At 65.1% G+C, this 18,951-nt stretch carries 19 protein-coding genes; 9 read left to right on the top strand and 10 right to left on the bottom strand.

All coding sequences use genetic code 11. The annotated features are described in order from the left end of the window. Positions 1-415, top strand: a 415-nt coding sequence (locus PMI42_RS01655; protein WP_008129980.1) for a TerC family protein, incomplete at its 5' end; no start/stop codon positions are given. Between the two features lie 4 nt (positions 416-419). Here the strand turns inward: PMI42_RS01655 and ppx are convergent. The 4 genes from ppx to PMI42_RS01635 all read right to left on the bottom strand — a co-directional run bounded on the left by ppx (position 420) and on the right by PMI42_RS01635 (position 5,606). Beyond that, positions 420-1,922: an exopolyphosphatase gene (gene ppx / locus PMI42_RS01650; RefSeq protein ID WP_008129978.1), complete on the bottom strand. Its 1,503-nt coding sequence runs from the start codon at positions 1,920-1,922 to the stop codon at positions 420-422. 15 nt (positions 1,923-1,937) lie between these two features. Continuing rightward, positions 1,938-4,130, bottom strand: coding sequence for an RNA degradosome polyphosphate kinase (locus PMI42_RS01645; RefSeq protein WP_008129976.1), 2,193 nt, complete (start codon positions 4,128-4,130; stop codon positions 1,938-1,940). Positions 4,131-4,273: 143 nt separating this feature from the next. Then, a complete protein-coding gene (locus tag PMI42_RS01640; protein WP_008129975.1) occupies positions 4,274-4,951 on the bottom strand; it encodes a P-loop NTPase family protein in 678 nt (225 codons plus the stop codon). 112 nt (positions 4,952-5,063) lie between these two features. Beyond that, on the bottom strand, positions 5,064-5,606 hold the full coding sequence (locus PMI42_RS01635) for a CDP-alcohol phosphatidyltransferase family protein (protein WP_008129973.1): 543 nt from the start codon (positions 5,604-5,606) through the stop codon (positions 5,064-5,066). 153 nt (positions 5,607-5,759) lie between these two features. Here PMI42_RS01635 and purM point away from each other — a divergent pair, with 153 nt between their 5' ends. Next, a complete protein-coding gene (gene purM / locus PMI42_RS01630; protein WP_008129971.1) occupies positions 5,760-6,833 on the top strand; it encodes a phosphoribosylformylglycinamidine cyclo-ligase in 1,074 nt (357 codons plus the stop codon). 14 nt (positions 6,834-6,847) lie between these two features. Further along, the gene (purN, locus tag PMI42_RS01625) at positions 6,848-7,501 is read left to right on the top strand and encodes a phosphoribosylglycinamide formyltransferase (RefSeq protein WP_035964222.1); all 654 of its coding nucleotides are present in this window, start codon (positions 6,848-6,850) and stop codon (positions 7,499-7,501) included. A 91-nt stretch (positions 7,502-7,592) separates the two neighbouring features. On the opposite strand, the gene PMI42_RS01620 is transcribed toward purN, so the two are convergent. Continuing rightward, positions 7,593-7,799: a cold-shock protein gene (locus PMI42_RS01620; protein ID WP_008129967.1), complete on the bottom strand. Its 207-nt coding sequence runs from the start codon at positions 7,797-7,799 to the stop codon at positions 7,593-7,595. A gap of 372 nt (positions 7,800-8,171) precedes the next feature. Between PMI42_RS01620 and PMI42_RS01615 the strand changes: the two genes are divergently transcribed. Further along, a complete protein-coding gene (locus PMI42_RS01615; RefSeq protein ID WP_008129961.1) occupies positions 8,172-9,329 on the top strand; it encodes an autotransporter outer membrane beta-barrel domain-containing protein in 1,158 nt (385 codons plus the stop codon). 7 nt (positions 9,330-9,336) lie between these two features. On the opposite strand, the gene PMI42_RS01610 is transcribed toward PMI42_RS01615, so the two are convergent. After that, positions 9,337-10,377: a LysR family transcriptional regulator gene (locus tag PMI42_RS01610; protein ID WP_008129959.1), complete on the bottom strand. Its 1,041-nt coding sequence runs from the start codon at positions 10,375-10,377 to the stop codon at positions 9,337-9,339. Positions 10,378-10,454: 77 nt separating this feature from the next. Here PMI42_RS01610 and PMI42_RS01605 point away from each other — a divergent pair, with 77 nt between their 5' ends. The 5 genes from PMI42_RS01605 to PMI42_RS01590 all read left to right on the top strand — a co-directional run bounded on the left by PMI42_RS01605 (position 10,455) and on the right by PMI42_RS01590 (position 14,022). Beyond that, entirely contained in the window at positions 10,455-11,066 is a 612-nt protein-coding gene (locus PMI42_RS01605; protein WP_008129957.1) for a hypothetical protein, read from the top strand. Further along, the gene (locus PMI42_RS01600) at positions 11,053-11,673 is read left to right on the top strand and encodes a GNAT family N-acetyltransferase (RefSeq protein WP_008129956.1); all 621 of its coding nucleotides are present in this window, start codon (positions 11,053-11,055) and stop codon (positions 11,671-11,673) included. Before PMI42_RS01605 ends, PMI42_RS01600 begins: the two co-directional genes overlap by 14 nt. Before the next feature lie 25 nt (positions 11,674-11,698). Further along, entirely contained in the window at positions 11,699-12,262 is a 564-nt protein-coding gene (locus tag PMI42_RS01595) for an isochorismatase family protein (protein WP_008129954.1), read from the top strand. Positions 12,263-12,296: 34 nt separating this feature from the next. Then, positions 12,297-12,467: a hypothetical protein gene (locus PMI42_RS39885; RefSeq protein WP_008129951.1), complete on the top strand. Its 171-nt coding sequence runs from the start codon at positions 12,297-12,299 to the stop codon at positions 12,465-12,467. Positions 12,468-12,639: 172 nt separating this feature from the next. Next, positions 12,640-14,022: an aspartate aminotransferase family protein gene (locus PMI42_RS01590; protein ID WP_008129949.1), complete on the top strand. Its 1,383-nt coding sequence runs from the start codon at positions 12,640-12,642 to the stop codon at positions 14,020-14,022. 203 nt (positions 14,023-14,225) lie between these two features. Here the strand turns inward: PMI42_RS01590 and rnd are convergent, their stop codons facing one another. The 4 genes from rnd to PMI42_RS01570 all read right to left on the bottom strand — a co-directional run bounded on the left by rnd (position 14,226) and on the right by PMI42_RS01570 (position 18,950). Beyond that, positions 14,226-15,377, bottom strand: a complete 1,152-nt coding sequence (gene rnd, locus PMI42_RS01585; protein WP_008129948.1) for a ribonuclease D — start codon at positions 15,375-15,377, stop codon at positions 14,226-14,228. Positions 15,378-15,791: 414 nt separating this feature from the next. Next, on the bottom strand, positions 15,792-17,123 hold the full coding sequence (locus PMI42_RS01580) for an ABC transporter substrate-binding protein (protein WP_008129946.1): 1,332 nt from the start codon (positions 17,121-17,123) through the stop codon (positions 15,792-15,794). Positions 17,124-17,133: 10 nt separating this feature from the next. Then, complete coding sequence (locus tag PMI42_RS01575) at positions 17,134-18,003, bottom strand: carbohydrate ABC transporter permease (protein ID WP_008129945.1); 870 nt, start codon at positions 18,001-18,003, stop codon at positions 17,134-17,136. Continuing rightward, positions 18,000-18,950 carry a carbohydrate ABC transporter permease gene (locus tag PMI42_RS01570; RefSeq protein ID WP_008129944.1) on the bottom strand — a complete coding sequence of 317 codons (951 nt, stop codon included), beginning with the start codon at positions 18,948-18,950 and terminating at the stop codon, positions 18,000-18,002. Before PMI42_RS01570 ends, PMI42_RS01575 begins: the two co-directional genes overlap by 4 nt. Position 18,951: the final 1 nt, after the last annotated feature.

Below are 18,951 nucleotides of genomic sequence, written 5' to 3'. Positions count from 1 at the left end.
GCCGCCTGCCAATGGCAGCGTGCCGCTGCTGATCCTCGGCCTCGCCATCAGCGTTCCCCTGATCGTCGCCGGTGCGGCCCTGATCATGGCGCTGCTCGCCAGGCTGCCGGTCCTGGTGTGGGCGGGTGCAGCGCTGCTCGGCTGGATCGCGGGCGAGGTGATCGCGACCGATCCTGGCATAGCTCCCAGGCTGCACACCCTGTTTGACGGCCCGTTCGGCGCTTCGCTGGACGGCATCCTCGGCACGTTCCGCATCCCGCCGCAGTTCGGTCACGGCGGCGCTGGCGGCGAATATCTCTGCGCAGCGCTCGGCGTCGTCGTCGTGCTGGTCGTCGGCACCATCTGGCGCCGGCGCAGCCTGAGCCAGGCCGCGCTCGAATCCTCCGAGCGTCACGCCAAGGCATCGGCAGAGTGATTTTCTAGCGCCGGACGATCGAGCCGGCGCGGCTGACCAGGCGGGCGAGCTGCTTGAAGCGGCTTCCGACCCGGTCGGCAACGAGATCGCCGAGGCGATGCTCGAACACCAGCATCAGCTTGCGGCCCTGGCTGCGGAAATGCGTGGCGGGCAGCACGCCGGGCCGCGCCGCCGAGATCAGGTGCGCGACGCGGAACGCGGCGCCGAGCAGGCGGGCGCGTTCGAGCTGGGCCGGGGTCAGCAGCTCCTGCATGTTGACCGGAGGCTGGTTCTCCTCGCTGAGGCCCGCATAGCGATAGAACACGGACAGGCCGACGAAGGCGCGCTCGGTGTGAGTGATCGCGCCGAAATTGCCGTTGACGACGAGGCTGAGCGTCTGCTCGCCGCGATGGTCCGGGTGCACACGCCAGCCGATGTCGGAGAGCAGGCACGCCGCATGGCGCAGGCGGCGGTCCTCCTCGGTCTCGCGCAGCTTCACCACGCGCACCAGGCGGTCGGTCCAGGCGATCAGCTCACGGGCGTGCTTGGCCGAGCGTGACAGCAACTGGTTCAGCTCTTCTGCGGCACAGATCAGCCCGTCCTTGTTGCGCTCGGACTCCGGCAGCTTCTCGTGCAGCAGGCCCTCGCGCACGCCGAAAGTCGAGAACACGATGGTCTTGGGCTTCGCCACGCGGATGATGTGCTCGAGCACCAGCGCCGCATAGGTGAGGAGCGGGCGGCGTGCGTCGGCGACGATCTCGATGTCGGCGAGCATGTTGCTGGCGGCAAGCCGGCGGAGGCGGCGCGAGAAGTCGAGCGCTTCGGCAGCCGAAATCGAATAGCCGTGCATCACCTGGAGCGGATAACCGCTCTGGATGATGTGGATGCGCGCAAGCGCGCGCCAGGTGCCGCCGACGGCGTAGAAGGTGCGGCCGCGGCCTGCGGCGAGCAGCTGCACCTCGTCGATCTCCTCGCGCACGATGCGGTCGGCACGCTTGAGCGATTTGTGGGCGAGGTCCTGGAGCGCAAGGCCGCCGAGCGGCAGCGTCACGCCGCTGCGCACGGTGTTCCTGCGCACGTCGATCAGTTCGAGCGAGCCGCCGCCGAGATCGCCGACGATGCCGTCGGGATGATGGATGCCGGAAATGACGCCAAGCGCCGACAGCCGCGCCTCGCGCGGCCCCGACAGGATCTCGATCTTCACCGCGCAGATGCGCTCGGCCTTCGCGATGAAGTCGGGACCGTTGGAGGCGTCGCGGCAGGCAGCGGTCGCGATCGCGAACACGCGCCCGACCTGCATCACCCGGCACAACGCGCGAAAGCGCTTGAGCGAGGTCAGCGCCTTGTCGACGGCATCGGGCGCAAGCAGGCCCGTGCTCTGCACCTCGCGCCCGAGGCCGCACAGCGTCTTCTCGTTGAAGATCGGAATCAGGCTCCGCGTCAGCCCCTCGTAGACGACGAGACGGACCGAGTTGGAACCGATATCGATGACGGCGACGCTCGAGCCGCGCTTGCGCGGCCGCGTCACGTCAGCGATCCCGGATCAGGATTGATGGCGTTCGTTCCGGCGCGTGAGACGACGCGGCGAGGATTCCTTGAGCGACTTTCCACGGCCAGACAGACTCGGATTTGTCATGAAGTAGTTGTGGACGTTGAAAGGCTCCTCGCCCTTCGCGGCCTTCATACGCGTTGAGGACCCGTCCGGCAACAATTGCCAGCTCTGCTCATTGTCCTTCAAGTTCGCGACCATGATCTGTTCGAGAACCTGCTGATGCACCGTTGGATTTTGCAGCGGACACAGCACCTCGACGCGGCGGTCGAGGTTGCGCGGCATCATGTCGGCCGAGGAGATATACACAGCCGCCTTCGCGCCCGGCAGGCCCTGGCCCATGCCGAAGCAGTAGATTCGGCCATGTTCCAGGAAGCGTCCGATGATCGACTTGACGCGGATGTTCTCGGACAGGCCGGGGATGCCGGGCCGGAGGCAGCAGATGCCGCGCACCACGAGCTCGACCTGAACGCCGGCCTGTGAGGCCTCGTACAGCGCGTCGATGATGTCGGGGTCGACAAGCGCGTTCATTTTCATCCAGACCGCGCCGGGGCGGCCATGCCGCGCATGCGCGGTCTCGCCCTGGATGTGCTCGATGATGCGCTTGCGCAGGGTCAGCGGCGACACCGCCATCTTTTCCAGATCGCTCGGCGCCGCATAGCCGGTGATGAAGTTGAACACGCGCGCGGCGTCACGGCCGATGGTCGGATCGGAGGTGAAGTAGGAGAGGTCGGTGTAGATGCGCGCGGTGACCGGATGGTAGTTGCCGGTGCCGGTGTGGACGTAGGTGGTGAGGCTGCCGCCCTCGCGGCGCACCACCATCGAGAGCTTTGCGTGCGTCTTCAATTCGAGGAAGCCGTAGACGACCTGCACGCCGGCGCGTTCGAGGTCGCGCGCCCAGCGGATGTTGGCTTCCTCGTCGAAGCGCGCCTTCAGCTCGATCAGCGCGGTGACGGATTTACCGGCTTCGGCGGCCTCCGCGAGCGCGCGCACGATCGGCGAGTTGTTGGAGGTGCGGTAGAGCGTCTGCTTGATCGCGACGACATCAGGGTCGCGCGTGGCCTGCTGGAGGAACTGCACCACCACGTCGAAGGATTCGTAGGGGTGATGGACGACGAGGTCCTTCTGCCGGATCGCGGCAAAGATGTCGCCGCCATGCTCGCGCACGCGCTCGGGATGGCGCGGCACGTAAGGGGTGAATTCGAGGTCGGGCCGGTCGAGGCGGGTGAGCTGCGAGAGCTCGTTCATGGCGAGCACGCCGTCGACCAGGAACACCTCGTCGTCGGCGGCCGACAGCGCGTGCTGCACGAAGTTGCGCAGCTGCTCCGGCATCTTGGCGTCGATCTCGAGACGGATCACCGAGCCGCGGCGGCGGCGCTTCAGCGCGGTCTCGAACAGGCGGACGAGATCCTCGGCCTCTTCTTCGATTTCGAGCTCGGAGTCGCGGAGGACGCGGAACGCGCCCTGGCCGTGCAGATTGTAGCCGGGGAACAGGCGGTTGATGAACAAGGCTGTCGCCTGTTCCAGCGAGATCAGGCGCACCACCTTGCCTTCGGCCGGCAGGCGGATGAAGCGGTCGATCTTGCCGGGCATGCGGATCAATGCGTTCATTTGCTTGCCATCGACGGCGCGCGTGAGCTGGAGCGCGATGGTGAAGCCGAGGCTGGGGATGAACGGGAAGGGGTGCGCCGGGTCGATCGCCAGTGGCGTCAGCAGCGGGAACACGTTGCTGAGGAAGTAGTCCTCGATCCAGTTCCGCTCCGCCTTGGTGACCTCCTTGCCATCGACCAGCGCGATGCCGACATCGGCCAGCGTGCCGCGCAGGTCGGCCCAGATCGCCTGCTGATCGGAAGCAAGCTGCGAGACGGTGCGGTTGATCAGTGCGAGCTGCTCGGACGGCGTCAGGCCGTCGGGGGCGCGTTCGGCAATGCCCTCGCGAATCTGGGCCTTGATGCCGGCGACGCGGACCATGAAGAACTCGTCGAGGTTATTCGCCGAAATCGACAGGAATCGCACCCGCTCCAGTACGGGATGGCTGGGATTGACCGATTCCTCCAGGACGCGGCGATTGAAATGCAGCCAGGACAGCTCGCGATTGATGAATCGCTCCGGGCTCGACGCGATCGCCGGCAGGCCCTCGGGCTCCAGGGCTTTTTCTTTAGTTTCAACGGCTTGCGCAGAGTCCATAAGAAGTCGGTCCATCCAGTTCGCCCACATTTGCGACTTATGCGCAAAACCGGCGGGAGCATGTGTTAGTCCGATGACGTTTCGATGACATTGATGTTCCGCTCGTCAGCCGCGTCAAGCGGCCTCGGGGGCAGCGGACAGGCTCAGGCGTTCCGGAGCAGCTCGGCGGCCAGCGCCCTCGTGACGGGCCGGCCGAGCCGCAGGGCCTCGCTGTCGAGCAGTTCCACGGCGTGCCGGGCCGCGGCCGAAGACCGCTCCAGACGGGTGGCGAGGTAGCTGACCACGCTCTCGTCCACGGTGAGTTGGCGGTCGGCGCAGAATTTCACGATCAGGCCGCGGAAGAGCTGATCGTCGGGCGGAAGCAGGGCGACCACCGGTACGGCGCGCAGGCGCGAGCGCAGGTCGCGGAGCTCGATCTCAAGCGAAGCCGGCAGCTCGCGTCCCGTGAACAGCACGTAGGCGCCATCCTCGCGGGCAAGGTTCATCAAATGGAAGAGGGCACGTTCGTCCACCTCCCTGGCGTTGAGATCTTCGACCACCAATGCGCCGGTGGCGAGCGCGCCGGGAACGCCTGCGGCGGTCAACGCATTGGCCGTGGTCGAGCGGGCACCGGCCTCCTCGGCCCAGATCGCGGCGAGATGGCTCTTGCCGCTTCCTTCCGGGCCGGCAAGCCACATGATCCGGTTCGGCCATTCCGGCCAGCCGTCGATCAAGGCAAGGCCAGCCGCATTGGCGGGGCCTTCGAGGAAATTGTCCCGGCTAAGGCTTTCCGCATGCGGAAGCGAGAACGCCAATTGTCGGGGGTGAACGCGGCCTGCCACGCTAGCTGTGCTCCATGCCGGCGCGGCCGGCTCCGTTTGAAGAGGTTGGACGTATCGAGCGGGAGTTGGCCCTTTGCGGGGCCGCATCCCGGCTCATTTGGCCTCGATCGTGCTACTTGGCCTCGATCGTGCTCATGTGCCGCAGCCACTCCACGAGGTAGAGCGAGACCGAGGAGAGCGTGAAGACCGTGACCAGGCCCATCAGGATGATGTCATAGGGCGCCGGCTTGAAGCCGAAGGCAAGGGAGGCGAGCACGAGGGCCGCGTAGGCGACCTGGGCGGCTGTGTTTAGCTTGGATACTTTCGATGGCTTCATCTCGACCGGCTTGTCGAACAGCCAGGATACGATCACGGCGGCGACGATCATGATGTCGCGCGACACCACCAGGATCACGATCCAGCGCGGGATGTCGCCCCAGATGCCGAGCGCGAGGTAGATCGAGACCAGCAGCGCCTTGTCGGCGAGCGGATCGAGCAGGGCGCCGAGCTCGCTCGTCATGTTGAAGCGCTTGGCCAGGAAGCCGTCGACGGCGTCGCTGATGCCGGCAATCAGGAAGACGGCGAATGCCACCTCCATTTGGCTCGACACGATGGCCCAGACGATGATCGGGACCAGCAGGATGCGGCCCAGGGTAATGATGTTCGGAATACTCACGCGGCGCTTCCCGGCACCCGGCCTGACCTCGAATCCCGCCCTTTTGAGGCTGAACCCGTTGATATCTACATAGTATGGCGCCGAGCGCCATGCGAGCCATTGCGCGTCCCCGGAATTCGACGTAACCAGCCGCAAACCCACTGGAAATCGGGCATGACCGACCGCAAAAACGGCCTCACTTACGCCGATTCAGGCGTCGATATCGACGCGGGCAACCGCCTCGTCGACCTGATCAAGCCGATGGTGCGCGCCACCGCACGCCCCGGCGCCGACGCCGAGATCGGCGGCTTCGGGGGCCTGTTCGACCTCAAGGCGGCCGGTTTCAAGGACCCCGTCCTGGTCGCGGCCACCGATGGCGTTGGAACCAAGGTCAAGATCGCGATCGAGACCGGCCTGCATGGCGGGATCGGCATCGACCTCGTCGCCATGAGCGTCAACGACCTCGTGGTGCAGGGCGCCGAGCCGCTGTTCTTCCTCGACTATTTTGCCTGCGGCAAGCTCGATCCGGAGGCGACCGCCTCGATCGTCGCCGGTGTCGCGGAAGGCTGCCGGGAATCCGGCTGCGCCCTGATCGGCGGCGAGACCGCGGAGATGCCCGGCCTCTACAAGGACGGTGATTACGACCTCGGCGGCTTTGCCGTCGGCGCTGCCGAGCGCGGTACGCTGTTGCCGCGCAAGGACATCGCCGCGGGCGACGCGGTGATCGGCCTTGCCTCGTCCGGCGTGCATTCCAACGGCTTCTCGCTGGTGCGCAAGATCGTGGAACAGTCCGGCCTCGGCTTCGAGGCGCAGGCGCCGTTCGCACCGGTCATGACGCTCGGCGGCGCGCTGCTGACGCCGACGAAACTCTACGTCAAATCCTGCCTGCGCGCGATCCGCGAGACCGGCGCGGTGAAGGGACTTGCCCACATCACCGGCGGCGGCTTCACCGACAACATTCCGCGCGTGCTGCCGCCGCATCTTGGCGTCGGCATTGACCTCGCGCGCCTGCCGGTGCTGCCGGTGTTCAAATGGCTGGCCGCCCAGGCCGGCATTGCGGAGCTCGAAATGCTGCGCACCTTCAACTGCGGCATCGGCATGATCGCGATCGTCGAGCCCGACAAGGTCGACCAGGTGGTCGAGGTCTTCACCGACGCGGGCGAAACCGTGGCGCAGCTCGGCACGGTGATCCCGGCGGAGGGCGAGCATCGCGTCGTCTATAACGGTCACCTCGACATGGCACTGTGATGACTGGCGCTGCGATGAAGCGCCGTGTTGCCATCCTGATCTCCGGTCGCGGCTCCAACATGGCCGCGCTGATCAAGGCCGCTGCGGCTGCGGATTTCCCGGCGGAGATTTCGCTCGTCATCTCCAACAAGGCCGATGCGCTGGGCCTCGAAGGGGCGAGGGCAGGCGGCGTGAACACGCTGGTGATCGAGAGCAAGCCGTTCGGCAAGGACCGCGCGGGCTTCGAGAAGGTGCTGCAGGCCGCCCTCGACCAACACGGCATCGAGCTGATCTGCCTCGGCGGCTTCATGCGCCTGTTCACCGCCGAGTTCACAAAGGCCTGGTACGGGAGGATGCTCAACATCCATCCCTCGCTGCTGCCCTCGTTCCCCGGCCTCGACCCGCACGGCCAGGCCTTGCGCGCCGGCGTCAAACTGTCTGGCGCGACGGTGCATTTCGTCATCCCCGAGACCGATGCCGGCCCGATCGTGATGCAAGGTGCTGTTCCCGTCAGCGATCACGACACGGGGGATACGCTGTCGGAGCGCATCCTCGAAGTCGAGCACCGGATCTATCCCGAAGCGCTGCGGCTGCTGGCGACTGGCAAGGTCAGCATCGTGGGCGACGTCTGCAAGACGGCGGGAAGCGGGCCGTCGGAGAATTTTCTGGTTTCGCCGCAGGTGCGCTGAAGCATCGTTGCGTTTGCGTCGTCGCATACGAAATCCCCCGGCAGAGCCGGGGGCAACGTCATGATCTCTCGCGCGAAAGCCTTGAGAGAAATCAGGAGACCTTGAGGTTCTCCGCGGACGATTTGCCGCGATTCTCAACGAGGTCGTATTCAACCACTTGGTTTTCATTGAGGGTCGAGAGTCCGGCGCGCTCGACGGCGGAGATGTGGACGAACACGTCCTTATCGCTGCCGTTCGGCTTGATGAACCCATAGCCCTTGGTCGGGTTGAACCATTTGACGGTGCCCTTTTGCGGCATCGGTCGTCTCCTCCACTAGATACGAAAAAGACGCGGCCGCTTTTTCGCGTGCCACGCCACAAACGGGCTTCCGGAAGTCTGTTCGAGTCTCATCGTCGCGAAACGCACAGCCGAGCGGCCAATTCCGATTGTGTCCGATATTGCAACATGAAAATCGCCCGTTAGCAAGCAGAGCGCGAATTTCAAGACCGGGCCGGGCGTGCTCGTCTGCAATTTCGGACCTGTGGCCGCGGAACCACAATCGGGAGCAATGCCCTCGTCTGGACCTGCCAGCCGGTTGACCCCCAGTAACAGTTCGGCACAAATCGCGGCAGGCGTGCGCCGCTCCTGTTGCATTTTTGCGCGCCGCCATTTGCTTCGGGATTAGTCGTCATGCGCTGCGCGTCGCAGCCCTCTGGGACACGGCAGACGATCGGGCTGAACCGGGTTCGCCGGGTCGCGACAGCGGTCGTGTTGGCGCTTGCGCTCGTCGTGACGATGTCGGCGGCAACGCCTGTTCGCGCGCAAACCCCGACGCCGGCTGCGTCTCCGACGCCCACGCCGTCGCCGACCCCGGTCCCGACACCCACTGCCGTCAATTACGACCGGTCGGCGGGCAACAGCGCGCTCAACCTCGGCTCCAATTTCCTGGAGCGGCTCGGCGACCAGGCCTCCGGCGGCGTCAACCGCGCGTTCCGCACCAATCCAGGCGGCGGCGGGGCATCGGCGGCCACGGAAGATCCGCGCTACCGCACCTGGTTCGAAGGCTACGGCATCTCGGTCCGCACTGATGCGCAGGGCGACTTCGTCGGCGACAAGCGCAAGACATTTGGCGGTGTCGCCGGCATCGGCGCGCGCCTCGCGCCGGGCGTCAATCTCGGCTTCTCCGTCGACCAGAGCCACACCGACATCGACGTGCCGCTGGCGCTCCAGTCGGCGACGCTCGACCTGACGCAGATCGGCTTCAACGGTTCGGTCGACAAGGGCCCGTGGACCTGGGCCTTCGCGGTGGTGCACGGTTTCGGCAAAGTCCATTCCAGCCGGGACACTGGCCTCGGCTTCGCGACCGCCGGCTATCGCGCCGCGGTCGACGGCGCGCTGACCGAGATCAGCTATTACTGGACCAGGGACCAGATGCGCGTCGTGCCCAAGGGCGCGCTCGAATATGTCCGTGCCACCAGCGTGGCCTTCCAGGAAACGGGCGGCTTCGACCCGCTCAATGTCGGCTCGACCGCGCTGTCGCGCGCGCGCGTCATGATCGGGGCCGAGATCGGGCGCTATTTCATCTTCGACCAGAAGATTCTGGACCTGTCGGCCTACGGCAAGTTCGTCGACAATTTTTACCAGAACCTTGGATCGGTGCAGGTCAGCCTCGGGACCCAGAGCATCGTCGTCCCCGGCATTGGCGAGAGCCGTTACGGCATGGATGCGGGCGCCTCGGCCTCGCTCAGCCTGACCAACACCGCGCGGCTCTACGTCAATTACGACGGCAAGTTTCGCAACGAGCTGACCTCGCACCAGGGCACGGTCGGCTTCGAATACAGGTGGTGAGGCGCGCTCACGTCGGCGTCGCCGCGACATAGCCTGTCAATCCAAAGCCTTCGCGCGCGGCCGTCATCATCGGAATCAGCGCGTTGGGATGAATGAACTCGTCGCGGAAGCAGGGGTAGGTCTTGGGGTCGAAGATCTTCTTCAGCCAGTCGACCACGATCTTGTGGCGCTCGGAGTTGCGAAACTCGCTGTGATAGGTGAGCCAGAGATCGGCGTGATGGCTGACGCCGAGATCGACGGGAACGAGCGGCGCACCGAGCGCGATCGACACGGTCGGCAGGAAGCCGATGCCGGCGCCGCGCTCGACCGCGTAGAGTACGCCGACCGAGGAGTTGGTCTTGATGCCGACGATGCCCTCGAGCGATTTCAGCCCGAGCACGCGGGCATAGGCGCCGTCGTCGACCTGCGGCGCGCTCTGCTTGACGATGCGGTGGTTCGTCAGGTCGGCGAGCGTTGCCGGCAGCCCGTACAGGTTTTCGTACTCCTTGGAGACGAAGGGATAGATGTGCAGGCGACCGAGCTTGGCCACGATCAAATCGGGATTGGTCGGCGGCTCGAGCTGAATCGCGATGTCCGACTCCAGGCGCGCGACGTCGGCCTGCTCCATCGCGCAGCGCAGATCGACGGTGATCTTGCGGTAGGTCTTCTGGAAGTCGATCAGCCGCGGCAGGATCCAGAAATTGCCGGGGCCTTCGGTCACCGCGACGCGCACGGTGCCCGACGTGTCGTTCGACGCGCGCGAGGCGCGGCGGAAGACGTTGAAGGCATGACGCTCCATGTGCGCAACGTCGGCGATCATCGCGGTGCCTTCATCGCTGAGCGTGAGTCCGCTCTGGTCGCGCAGGAACAGCTTGCAGCCGATGCTCTCCTCGAGCCGGTCGATCCGGCGCATCAATGTCGTGGAGGTGAGGCAGAGCTCTTCGGCGGCGTTGCGGAAACTTTTATATTTTGCGCAGGCTAAAAACAGTTTCAAATCGTCCCAGGACGCGTCCAGGGCTTCTTCACGGTGCTGCATCATCGCAGCACCCCGGTGCAATAACTGCTGCATACTGCTGATCCCCAGCCGCTAAGCTCATCCTCATAGCGGGGTACGAAAGCCGCAAACGATAGAGGGGCTGTCTGGGTATGGAAAGGGGCTCGTTTGCCGCAAGGCATGATTTCGACGCGCTGCCGCTCAGTCCGGACGTCGATGTCCGCTGCGCGCAATTTTCCGAAATCGCCGCTCTCGCCGAAATGGCGCGGCGGCTGGTGCCGGGCGTGCAGATCGGCGCGGCCGGTCTGGAGAGATACTTCACGTTCGATCCCCAGAGTATCCTTTCCTTCAGCCGGAACGGCCATCTCGTTGGCGGCATGGCCTTCCTTTTCCTCAGCGAGCGCGGCCACGACGCGCTGCTGCTCGACGAGATCTGCCTGACTGCACCCGAGATGCATTATCTTGCCTCCACGCAGGACAACGTTGCTGCCATCTACATCTGGGCGATCGCGGCGACGGGGCGCGGCGTCGCTGGTCTCGGCAAGGCTGCGGCTCATCTGCGGCAGTTAAGGTTTCGCGGCGCCGATTGCTATGCGCAGCCGTCAACCGTGGCCGGACGCGAGATCATGAAGGCGACCGGCTTTGCGCCCGTCCCGAGCTTCCAGCCCGACCTCTGGTGTTACGAGCGCCCCTGGCACCGGCAGCCGCCGCGCATGCCGGGCGCGCTCATCCAAGCAAGGAGCTTTGCAGATGCACGGCACTAGGATTCCCCTCGCCAAGCCCGACTCCCGTGCCATCACCATCCGCCTCGCGCGTGATCTCAGCGATCTCATGCTGGTCACCGCGATCCGCTCGGCGGTCTATCTTGCGGAGCAGGATTGCCCGTTCGAGGAGGAGTTCGACGGCAACGACATGGTGGCCGCGCATTTCATCGGCTATGTCGGCAACGAGCCGGCGGGCTGCCTGCGGGTACGCTTCTTCGGCGACTTCGCCAAGGTCGAGCGGCTCGCGGTGCGGCACCAATACCGGCGCTCACGCGTCTCGTTCAAGCTGGTGCAGGCGAGCGTCGACTATGTGAAGCGCAAGGGGTTTCGCAAGATCTACGGCCAGGCGCAGGACCGGCTGGTCGATTTCTGGGCCCATTTCGGCGCCAAGCCGCTCGGCCACAATCGCAAGATCACCTTCTCGGATTTCTCCTATACGGAGATGCTGCTGGAGATCGAGCCGGGGCCTGACGCCATCACGCTGGACAGCGATCCCTATGTGATCATCCGTCCCGAGGGCGATTGGGACCGGCCGGGCGTGCTCGATGCCTCCGCCGGGCGGGCGGTGACGTCGCCGCTGCGGGACGTCGCACTCGCCAACCGTTGAAACCGGTGCAGCTCCGCGCAAGACCATGCTGGCATCCATCCAAGACGATCCGCCGATCCTGATCTGTGCGGATCTCCAGGTCGAATATCTGACCCCCGGCCGTCGCCACCTCATCCTCGACGGCGACGCCGCAACCATGCGCTGCCTGGAGTTGCTGACGCTGTGGCGCAGCAATCTCTGGCCGGTGATGCACCTGAAACGCATCGCCCAGGCCGCCTGGTTCAATCCGGCATCCAGGCTGACCGATTGGATCGCCGCGGCAAAGCCGCGGCCGGGTGAAATGACGTTCGACCACCCGTTGCCGTCGGCCTACAGTTCCGCGCGGTTTGTGGACTACATGTCCAATATCCGCAATGTGCGCTCCGTGCTGATCGGCTTTTCGCTCGACGAAACCATCCTGGCCACCGCCGTCGACGGGTTTCACCGCAGCCATCGCTACCAGATCGTCACCGACGCCGTGGCCTGCCGCCAGCCGGGCGCAGGCGATGCCGCCGCCTACAAACAGTCGGTGGTGAATGTCGTCGGAAATTTTGCTACCATCCACGCCAGCGCCGAACTGATCAGAACCAGCGGCGCCATCGCGGTGTAGGCGGCCGTGGTCGGCGGATGGATGGGGTGGGACATTGTCACGGGGGGACGAGCTCAAGGAGCTGGCGAGCGATCTGTCGCGTGCCGTGGAGACGGCGCGCCGCGTCGGCTTGCCCACGACGGTCTATCTGCTGTCGATGGCGCTGGTCGAGGTGAGGGAAGCCGCTGCCGTCGCCGACGACGGGGATGACGGCGACGCCGCCTGAGAGCGCGCAGGTTTCGCAAGCGACAGATCTGCATGCTGGCTCGCGTGCGGCTTTGTGCAACGCTGCTGAGCGCTTGCTGCCAACGAATTGGCGTTGCAAGTTTTGTCCCGGCGCAATAGCCAAGTGATCACGTTGGCCGCGCCGGCGACGTGACGACTTAAGGAATCCCGCAATGTCCATGCTGCCCAATTCGCAAGAAGCCCGCGATGTGGCCTACCAGCTCCATCCCTACACCAACGCGCGAGCCCACCAGCAGGCCGGTCCCCTGGTGATCGAGCGCGGCGAGGGCCCTTACGTCTTCGACGCGTCGGGCAAGCGTTATTTCGAGGCGATGGCGGGACTGTGGAGCGTCGGACTCGGCTTCAACGAGAAGCGGCTGGTCGACGCCGCACACAAGCAGATGCTGGCGCTGCCGTTCTATCACACCTTCTCGGCCAAATCGCACGGGCCTTCGATCGATCTCGCCGAGAAGCTGGTCGCGCTCGCGCCTGTGCCGATGAGCAAGGTGTTCTTCACCAATTCCGGCTCGGAAGCGAACGACACCGTCCTGAAGCTGATTGCCTATCGCTCCAACGCGCTCGGCCAGCCCCAGCGCAAGAAGATCATCAGCCGGATGCGCGCCTATCACGGCGTCACCATCGCCTCGGCCAGCCTCACGGGCCTGCCGAACAATCACCGCTCGTTCGACCTGCCGCTGCCCAACATCCTGCACACGGGCTCGCCGCATTTCTACAAGGACGGCGCCCCCGGCGAGAGCGAAGAGGCGTTCGCGACGCGCCGGGCCGAGGAGCTCGACGCGCTGATCCAGAAGGAAGGCCCTGATACGATCGCGGCCTTCTTCGGCGAGCCGGTGATGGGGGCGGGCGGCGTGATCGTGCCGCCGGCGACCTATTGGGAGAAGATCCAGGCGGTCCTGAACAAGTACGACATCCTGCTGGTCGCCGACGAGGTCATTTGCGGCTTCGGCCGCACCGGCAAGATGTTCGGCTGCGAGACCTATGGCATCAAGCCCGACGCGATCGTGGTCTCCAAGCAGATCACCTCGAGCTATTTCCCGCTGTCGGCGATCATCATGAACGACCGCATGTTCGAGCCGATCGCGGACGAGAGCAACAAGATCGGCGTGCTCGGCCACGGCTTCACCGCCGGCGGCCATCCGGTCGGCTCGGCCATCGCGCTGGAGAACCTGAAGATCATCGAGGAGCGCGGCCTGGTGGCCCATGCTGCCGAGCTCGGCGGCTACATGCAGGGCCGCTTGCGTGAGCTCACAAGCCATCCGCTGGTCGGCGAGGTCCGCGGCGTCGGCATGATCGCGGCGCTCGAACTGGTGCTCGACAAGGGCCGCAAGACGGCCGCCAGCACGCCCGGCGCCGTCGGCGGCATGGCCAGCCGCATGCTCCAGGAGCGCGGCGTGATCTCGCGCAACATGCTGGATGCGATCGCCGTCTGCCCGCCGCTGATCGTCACCAAAGCACAGATCGACGAGCTGGTGGCGGCGATCACGGGCGTGCTGAACGACATGAAGGGCGAAGTGGCGAAGCTGACGCTGGCGTAGGGGAAGCGCTTCGTCGGGGTGCTCAGTTTAACCCGTCACCCTGAGGTGCTCGCCCCTTCGGCGAGCCTCGAAGGGCGACGGCCCGACTGCCGCAGCGGGGCCGTGCCTCCTTCGAGGCTCCCCGTGGGACGCGTTGCGTCCCACGCCTCGCACCTCAGGATGACGGTGCAACACTGTTTTCGCGTTAGCAGTTAGCGATTTGACTATTCCGCCCGCTGCACCCCGATCACGCGACCTTTCTCGATCGCCAGCGCCAGCTCGCCGCGCTTGAGCTTCAAGGCGGCATCGCCGAACAGCTCGCGGCGCCAGCCGCGCAAGGCGGGGACGTCGGCTTCGTCGTCGGCTGCGATCTCTTCGAGATCGTCGACGGTGGCGATCACCTTGCTGGCGACGGCGTGACGTTCCGCGGTCATGCGCAGCAGCACCTTCAGCAGCTCGACGATGGCCGCGCCGTTGTTGTTGTTGCGCGGCTTCTCCAGTTTCGGCAGCGTGGCAGGATCGCGCGCCAGTCCGCGCGTCACCGCGGCGACGATGTCCGCGCCCCATTTGGACTTCTCAAAGCCCTTCGGCACCGAGCGCAGGTTGGCGAGCTTCTCCAGCGTGTTCGGCGCGTGGGTGGCGATGTCGCTGACGGCTTCGTCGCGCAGCACGCGGCCGCGCGGCACGTCGCGGCTCTGCGCTTCCTGCTCGCGCCAGGCCGCGACTTCCATCAGGACGGCGAGGTCCTTCGGCTTGCGCACCCGCGTCTTCAGCCGCTCCCAGGCGCGCTCGGGGTGGAAGTCGTAAGTCTTCGGCGAGGTCAGAACCTCCATCTCGATGGAGACCCATTCGCTGCGGCGGCGCTTCTTCAGGTCGGCATCGAGGGCTGCGAAGACGTCGCGTAAGTGGGTGACGTCGGAGACCGCATAATGCATCTGCTCCTTGGTCAGCGGCCGGCGCGACCAGTCGGTGAAGCGATGGGTCTTGTCCGGGCGGTGGCCGGTGACTTTCTCGACCAGAGCGTCATAGGCGATGCTGTCGCCATAGCCGAGCACCATGGCCGCGACCTGGGTGTCGAACACCGGGTGCGGAATGATGTTGGCCTGGTGCCAGATGATCTCGATGTCCTGGCGGGCGGCGTGGAACACCTTCAGCACGCCCTCGTTGCCCATCAGCTCGAAGAACGGCTTGAGGTCGATGCCCTCGGCCAGGGCGTCGATGACGATGGCTTCCTCGGGGCTGGCCATCTGCACCACGCATAGCAGCGGGTAGTAGGTGGTCTCGCGCAGGAACTCGGTATCGACGGTAATGACGGGGTGCTTGGCCATCCGGCTGCAGGCAGCCGCGAGGTCAGCGGTGGTGGTAATCAAATCCATGAACGGCCCATGACAAGTACATCAGCCGTTCTGCCGAAAGCGCTGTGATGTCAAGGGGCTCTAAGCGAATTCGAGCCTTGCATCGGGCTGGAATCGCGTCTTTCCGACGAAATTCCTATTCGTAACGGACCCGGTTCGAGGATTTGCGGGCGCAGGGCAGCGCCACCACGACCACGCACATGGCCACCAGCGCCAGTCCCAGGAACTCGAAAACCAACAGATCCACGGCAAAACCCCTCGGAAACATTGCTAAACTTGTCTGGGGTGCGTTGAGGGTCTGTTAATTCCCGTGGTTACCGGCGGCGGGGCGGGCCGGATGGTGGACGGGGGGTTAACGGGGGGCAAACCGCCCAAACGAATTCGGCGCCCCGCATGACGGAGCGCCGATTGTCCGTTTGCCGTTGCAGCCGGCCCTTACGGCAGCTTCAGCGAGGTCTCCGCATTGTACGGCTTCAGCGTCTCATCCGCGGCCTTCTGCGCGGCGACGAGGGCTTCCTTCGGCTGCTTCTTGCCGTTGAGGACCAGCATCACCTCGTCCTCCAGGGTCTTGCGGACAGGCACGGTCTTGTAGGTCGCAAACCACGGCTTGGCGACCTCGAGCTGCTCGACGGCGGTCTTGGCGTCCGGGTTCTTGTTCAGGAAGTCGACCATGTCAGGCGTCTTGTAGGCGGCCATGTTGGGCGCGAAATAGCCGGTGGCACGACTCCACCAGGCGCTCTTTTCGGGCGAGGTCATCCACTTGATCAGCGTCCAGGCGGCCTTCTGCTTGTCGGCTTCGAGACCGGCCGGAACGATCAGCGAGGCGCCGCCGATCGGCACGGCGTTGCGGACGTTGCGCGGGATGAACGCGACCTTGTAATTGAACTTGGCATTGTCGCGCACGTAAGTGAGCGAGCCCGTCGAGAGCATCATCATCGCGGCGTTGCCGGAGATGAAGGAGGTGCTGACGGCCGGGCCAGGGGTGGCGCCGGGGGCGTGGACCTTGTGCTTATAGACGAGGTCGTTCCACCAGGTCAGGGCGCCCAGCATCGAGGGCGTGTCGTAGTAGACCTCGCCGCCGAACTCCTCGTTGTAGTAGCGCCCGCCATTGGTCATGGTGAGCGTTTCCATCATCCAGCCGCAATAGTCGTAGGCGCAGGGGATCGCGATGCCCCATTGGGTCACCTTGTCGCCCTCGCGCTTGGTCAGCTTCTTGGCCCAGTCGGTGAGCTCGGCCCAGGTCTGCGGCGGCTTGCTCGGATCAAGGCCGGCTTCCTTGGCCTTGTCGGCGTTGATGTAGAGCAGCGGCGTCGAATTGTGGAAGGGCACGCCGTAGACCGAGCGGTTGATCACCGCGTTGCCCTGCAGCGCCGGGAAGAACTGGCCCAAAAACTGTTCTTTGGTAGTGCCGTCGGCGGCGATCAGGGGATCGAGATTGGTGAGCTCGTTCTCGATCTGCATGTCCAGGAGGAAGTTCGCCGACATGATCACTGCGGCGGGCGGCTTGCCGGCCTTGATCGACGCGCGCGTCTTGATCAGCGTGTCGTCATAGGAGCCCGTGTAGACGGCGGTCGCCTTGATGTCCGGGTGACCCTCGTTGAACTCCTTGATCAAGGTGCTCATGTCGCGGGCGAGCTTGCCGTCGACGGGGACGGGGAAGAACAGGTCGATCTCGGTCGGACCTTCGGCCATCGCCGGGACGGCGAGGGCGCCAGCCAGTGAGCCTGCCATGGCGAGGCCAAGCATGAGCCTGCGGGAAAACAGCATCGAAAATCTCCTATTTGATGCCAGAGGTGACGAAAGAACTGATGAAGCGCTTCTGGAAGATCAGGAACGTGATGAGCAGCGGCGCGATCACCATCAGCGTGCCGGCGGCGATGGTGCCCCAGGCCTGCGTGCCTTCGGCGGTCGCGGTGAACACGGAGAGACCGACCGTGAGCGGTCGCTTGTCCGGCGAATTGATCACCATCAGCGGCCACAGGAAGTCGTTCCAGTGGCTGGTGACCGAGATGATCGCAAACGCCGAAAAGCTCGGCATCGACAGCGGCACGTAGATGTGGCGGATGCGCTGGAACAGGCCTGCGCCGTCGATCAGGGCTGCGTCTTCGAGCTCCGTCGGGATGGCCTCGAAGGCCTGGCGCATCAGGAAGGTGCCGAAGGCGGAGGCGAAGAACGGCATCATCACGCCGGCGAGCGTATCGTAGAGGCCGAACTGCGCGATGATGCGCAAATTCGGCACGATCAGCAGCACCGGCACCAGCATCAGCTGCATCAGGAAGAGGTAGAAGATCAGCGACTTGCCGGCGAAGTCGAGCCGCGCGAACGCAAAGCCCGCCAGCGTGATCGTGAAGAACTGCACCAGCAGGATGCCGGTGCAGATGATCGTGGTGTTCAGCGCGTAGCGCGGGAAATCGCCGATCTCCCAGGCGTCCCTGACATTGTCCAGCGTCGGCTTCAGGCTCGGCATCAGCTCGGCCATGAGGTTGATGCCCTCGGAGGCCGGGCGCAGCGTCGCCACACCCATCCACAGGAACGGGATCAGCCAGACGATCGCGAGCAGCACGGTCAGCAGAAAGCCGAGCTTTGGCGTGATCTCGCGGCGGGTCGCGAGCGGAGCGTCCTTGAGCAGCCAGTCGATTGGCGTCATCGCCCGCCCTCCCGGTTCGCCATGGTGCGGAAGGAGAGTGCGGTGAGGCCCATCAGTGCTGCCAGCGTCAGCAGCGTTGCCGCCGACGCCTTGCCGATGTCGTAGTGCTCGACCGCCTGCTGGTAAATGTAGAACAGCACGAGATTGGTCGCGTTGGACGGCCCGCCCTTGGTCATGACGAAGACGTGGTCGACCTGCGTCACCGCGTTGAGGATGGCGATCACGGTGACGAACAGGAAGGTGGGCTGGAGCTCGGGCAGGATGATGTGGCGCAGCCGCTGATACGGACCTGCGCCATCGAGATGCGCGGCTTCCATGACATCCTCCGGCACGGACTGGAGGCCGGCGAGGAAGAACAGCATGTAATAGCCGGCGTTCTTCCAGATCGTGATGACCATGATCGCGTAGAGCGCGATGTCGGAATCGCCGAGCCAGTTCGGCAGCACCGGAAGCAGGCGTCCGATGTAATAGTCGAGCAGGCCGACATTGGGCAGGAAGATGAACAGAAACAGGGCTGATGCTGCGACCATCGGGATCAGCACCGGCAGGAATAGCGCCGCGCGGAGCGCGCTGCTCACCGCGCTGGTGCGTGCCAGCGCCAGCGCGAACAGCAGCGCAAGGCCGATGCTGGGGATCGCGGTGCCGACGGCATAGATCAGGTTGTTGACGACGGCTCCGGTGAAGGCGGGGTCGGCCAGCACCGCGGCGATATTGTCGAAGCCGACGAAACGGACCGGCGCCTTGGGCGTGGCGCGCTGATACAGCGCGTCGATGATGACGCGTCCCATCGCGCCATAGGTGAACAGCGCGAGGAAGACCAGCGAGGGCAGCAGCAGCAGATAGGCAGGCAGCGAGGCTTTGAAGCGGCCCACGAACCGCTTCAGGACGTGCAGGCGCGGTGCCGCCGAAGTCGCGACCGGGAGAGCCGCGGGTTCAGCGAGGCTCATG

The sequence above is a fragment of the Bradyrhizobium sp. YR681 genome, assembly GCF_000282615.1.
In the GTDB taxonomy this organism is placed as follows: domain Bacteria; phylum Pseudomonadota; class Alphaproteobacteria; order Rhizobiales; family Xanthobacteraceae; genus Bradyrhizobium.
The sequence above is the reverse complement of the archived record's forward strand: the minus strand, read 5'-3'. Positions and strand labels throughout refer to the sequence as shown.

Coding starts and splice junctions, on each gene's coding strand:
- PMI42_RS01575 (WP_008129945.1), bottom strand. CDS start 18,003: ATGACGCCAATCGACTGGCTGCTCAAGGACGCTCCGCTCGCGACCCGC.
- PMI42_RS01590 (WP_008129949.1), top strand. CDS start 12,640: ATGTCCATGCTGCCCAATTCGCAAGAAGCCCGCGATGTGGCCTACCAG.
- PMI42_RS01600 (WP_008129956.1), top strand. CDS start 11,053: ATGCACGGCACTAGGATTCCCCTCGCCAAGCCCGACTCCCGTGCCATC.
- PMI42_RS01605 (WP_008129957.1), top strand. CDS start 10,455: ATGGAAAGGGGCTCGTTTGCCGCAAGGCATGATTTCGACGCGCTGCCG.
- PMI42_RS01615 (WP_008129961.1), top strand. CDS start 8,172: ATGCGCTGCGCGTCGCAGCCCTCTGGGACACGGCAGACGATCGGGCTG.
- rnd (WP_008129948.1), bottom strand. CDS start 15,377: ATGGATTTGATTACCACCACCGCTGACCTCGCGGCTGCCTGCAGCCGG.
- purN (WP_035964222.1), top strand. CDS start 6,848: ATGAAGCGCCGTGTTGCCATCCTGATCTCCGGTCGCGGCTCCAACATG.
- PMI42_RS01580 (WP_008129946.1), bottom strand. CDS start 17,123: ATGCTGTTTTCCCGCAGGCTCATGCTTGGCCTCGCCATGGCAGGCTCA.
- PMI42_RS01645 (WP_008129976.1), bottom strand. CDS start 4,130: ATGGACTCTGCGCAAGCCGTTGAAACTAAAGAAAAAGCCCTGGAGCCC.
- PMI42_RS01620 (WP_008129967.1), bottom strand. CDS start 7,799: ATGCCGCAAAAGGGCACCGTCAAATGGTTCAACCCGACCAAGGGCTAT.
- PMI42_RS01595 (WP_008129954.1), top strand. CDS start 11,699: ATGCTGGCATCCATCCAAGACGATCCGCCGATCCTGATCTGTGCGGAT.
- PMI42_RS01570 (WP_008129944.1), bottom strand. CDS start 18,950: ATGAGCCTCGCTGAACCCGCGGCTCTCCCGGTCGCGACTTCGGCGGCA.
- purM (WP_008129971.1), top strand. CDS start 5,760: ATGACCGACCGCAAAAACGGCCTCACTTACGCCGATTCAGGCGTCGAT.
- PMI42_RS01610 (WP_008129959.1), bottom strand. CDS start 10,377: ATGCAGCAGTTATTGCACCGGGGTGCTGCGATGATGCAGCACCGTGAA.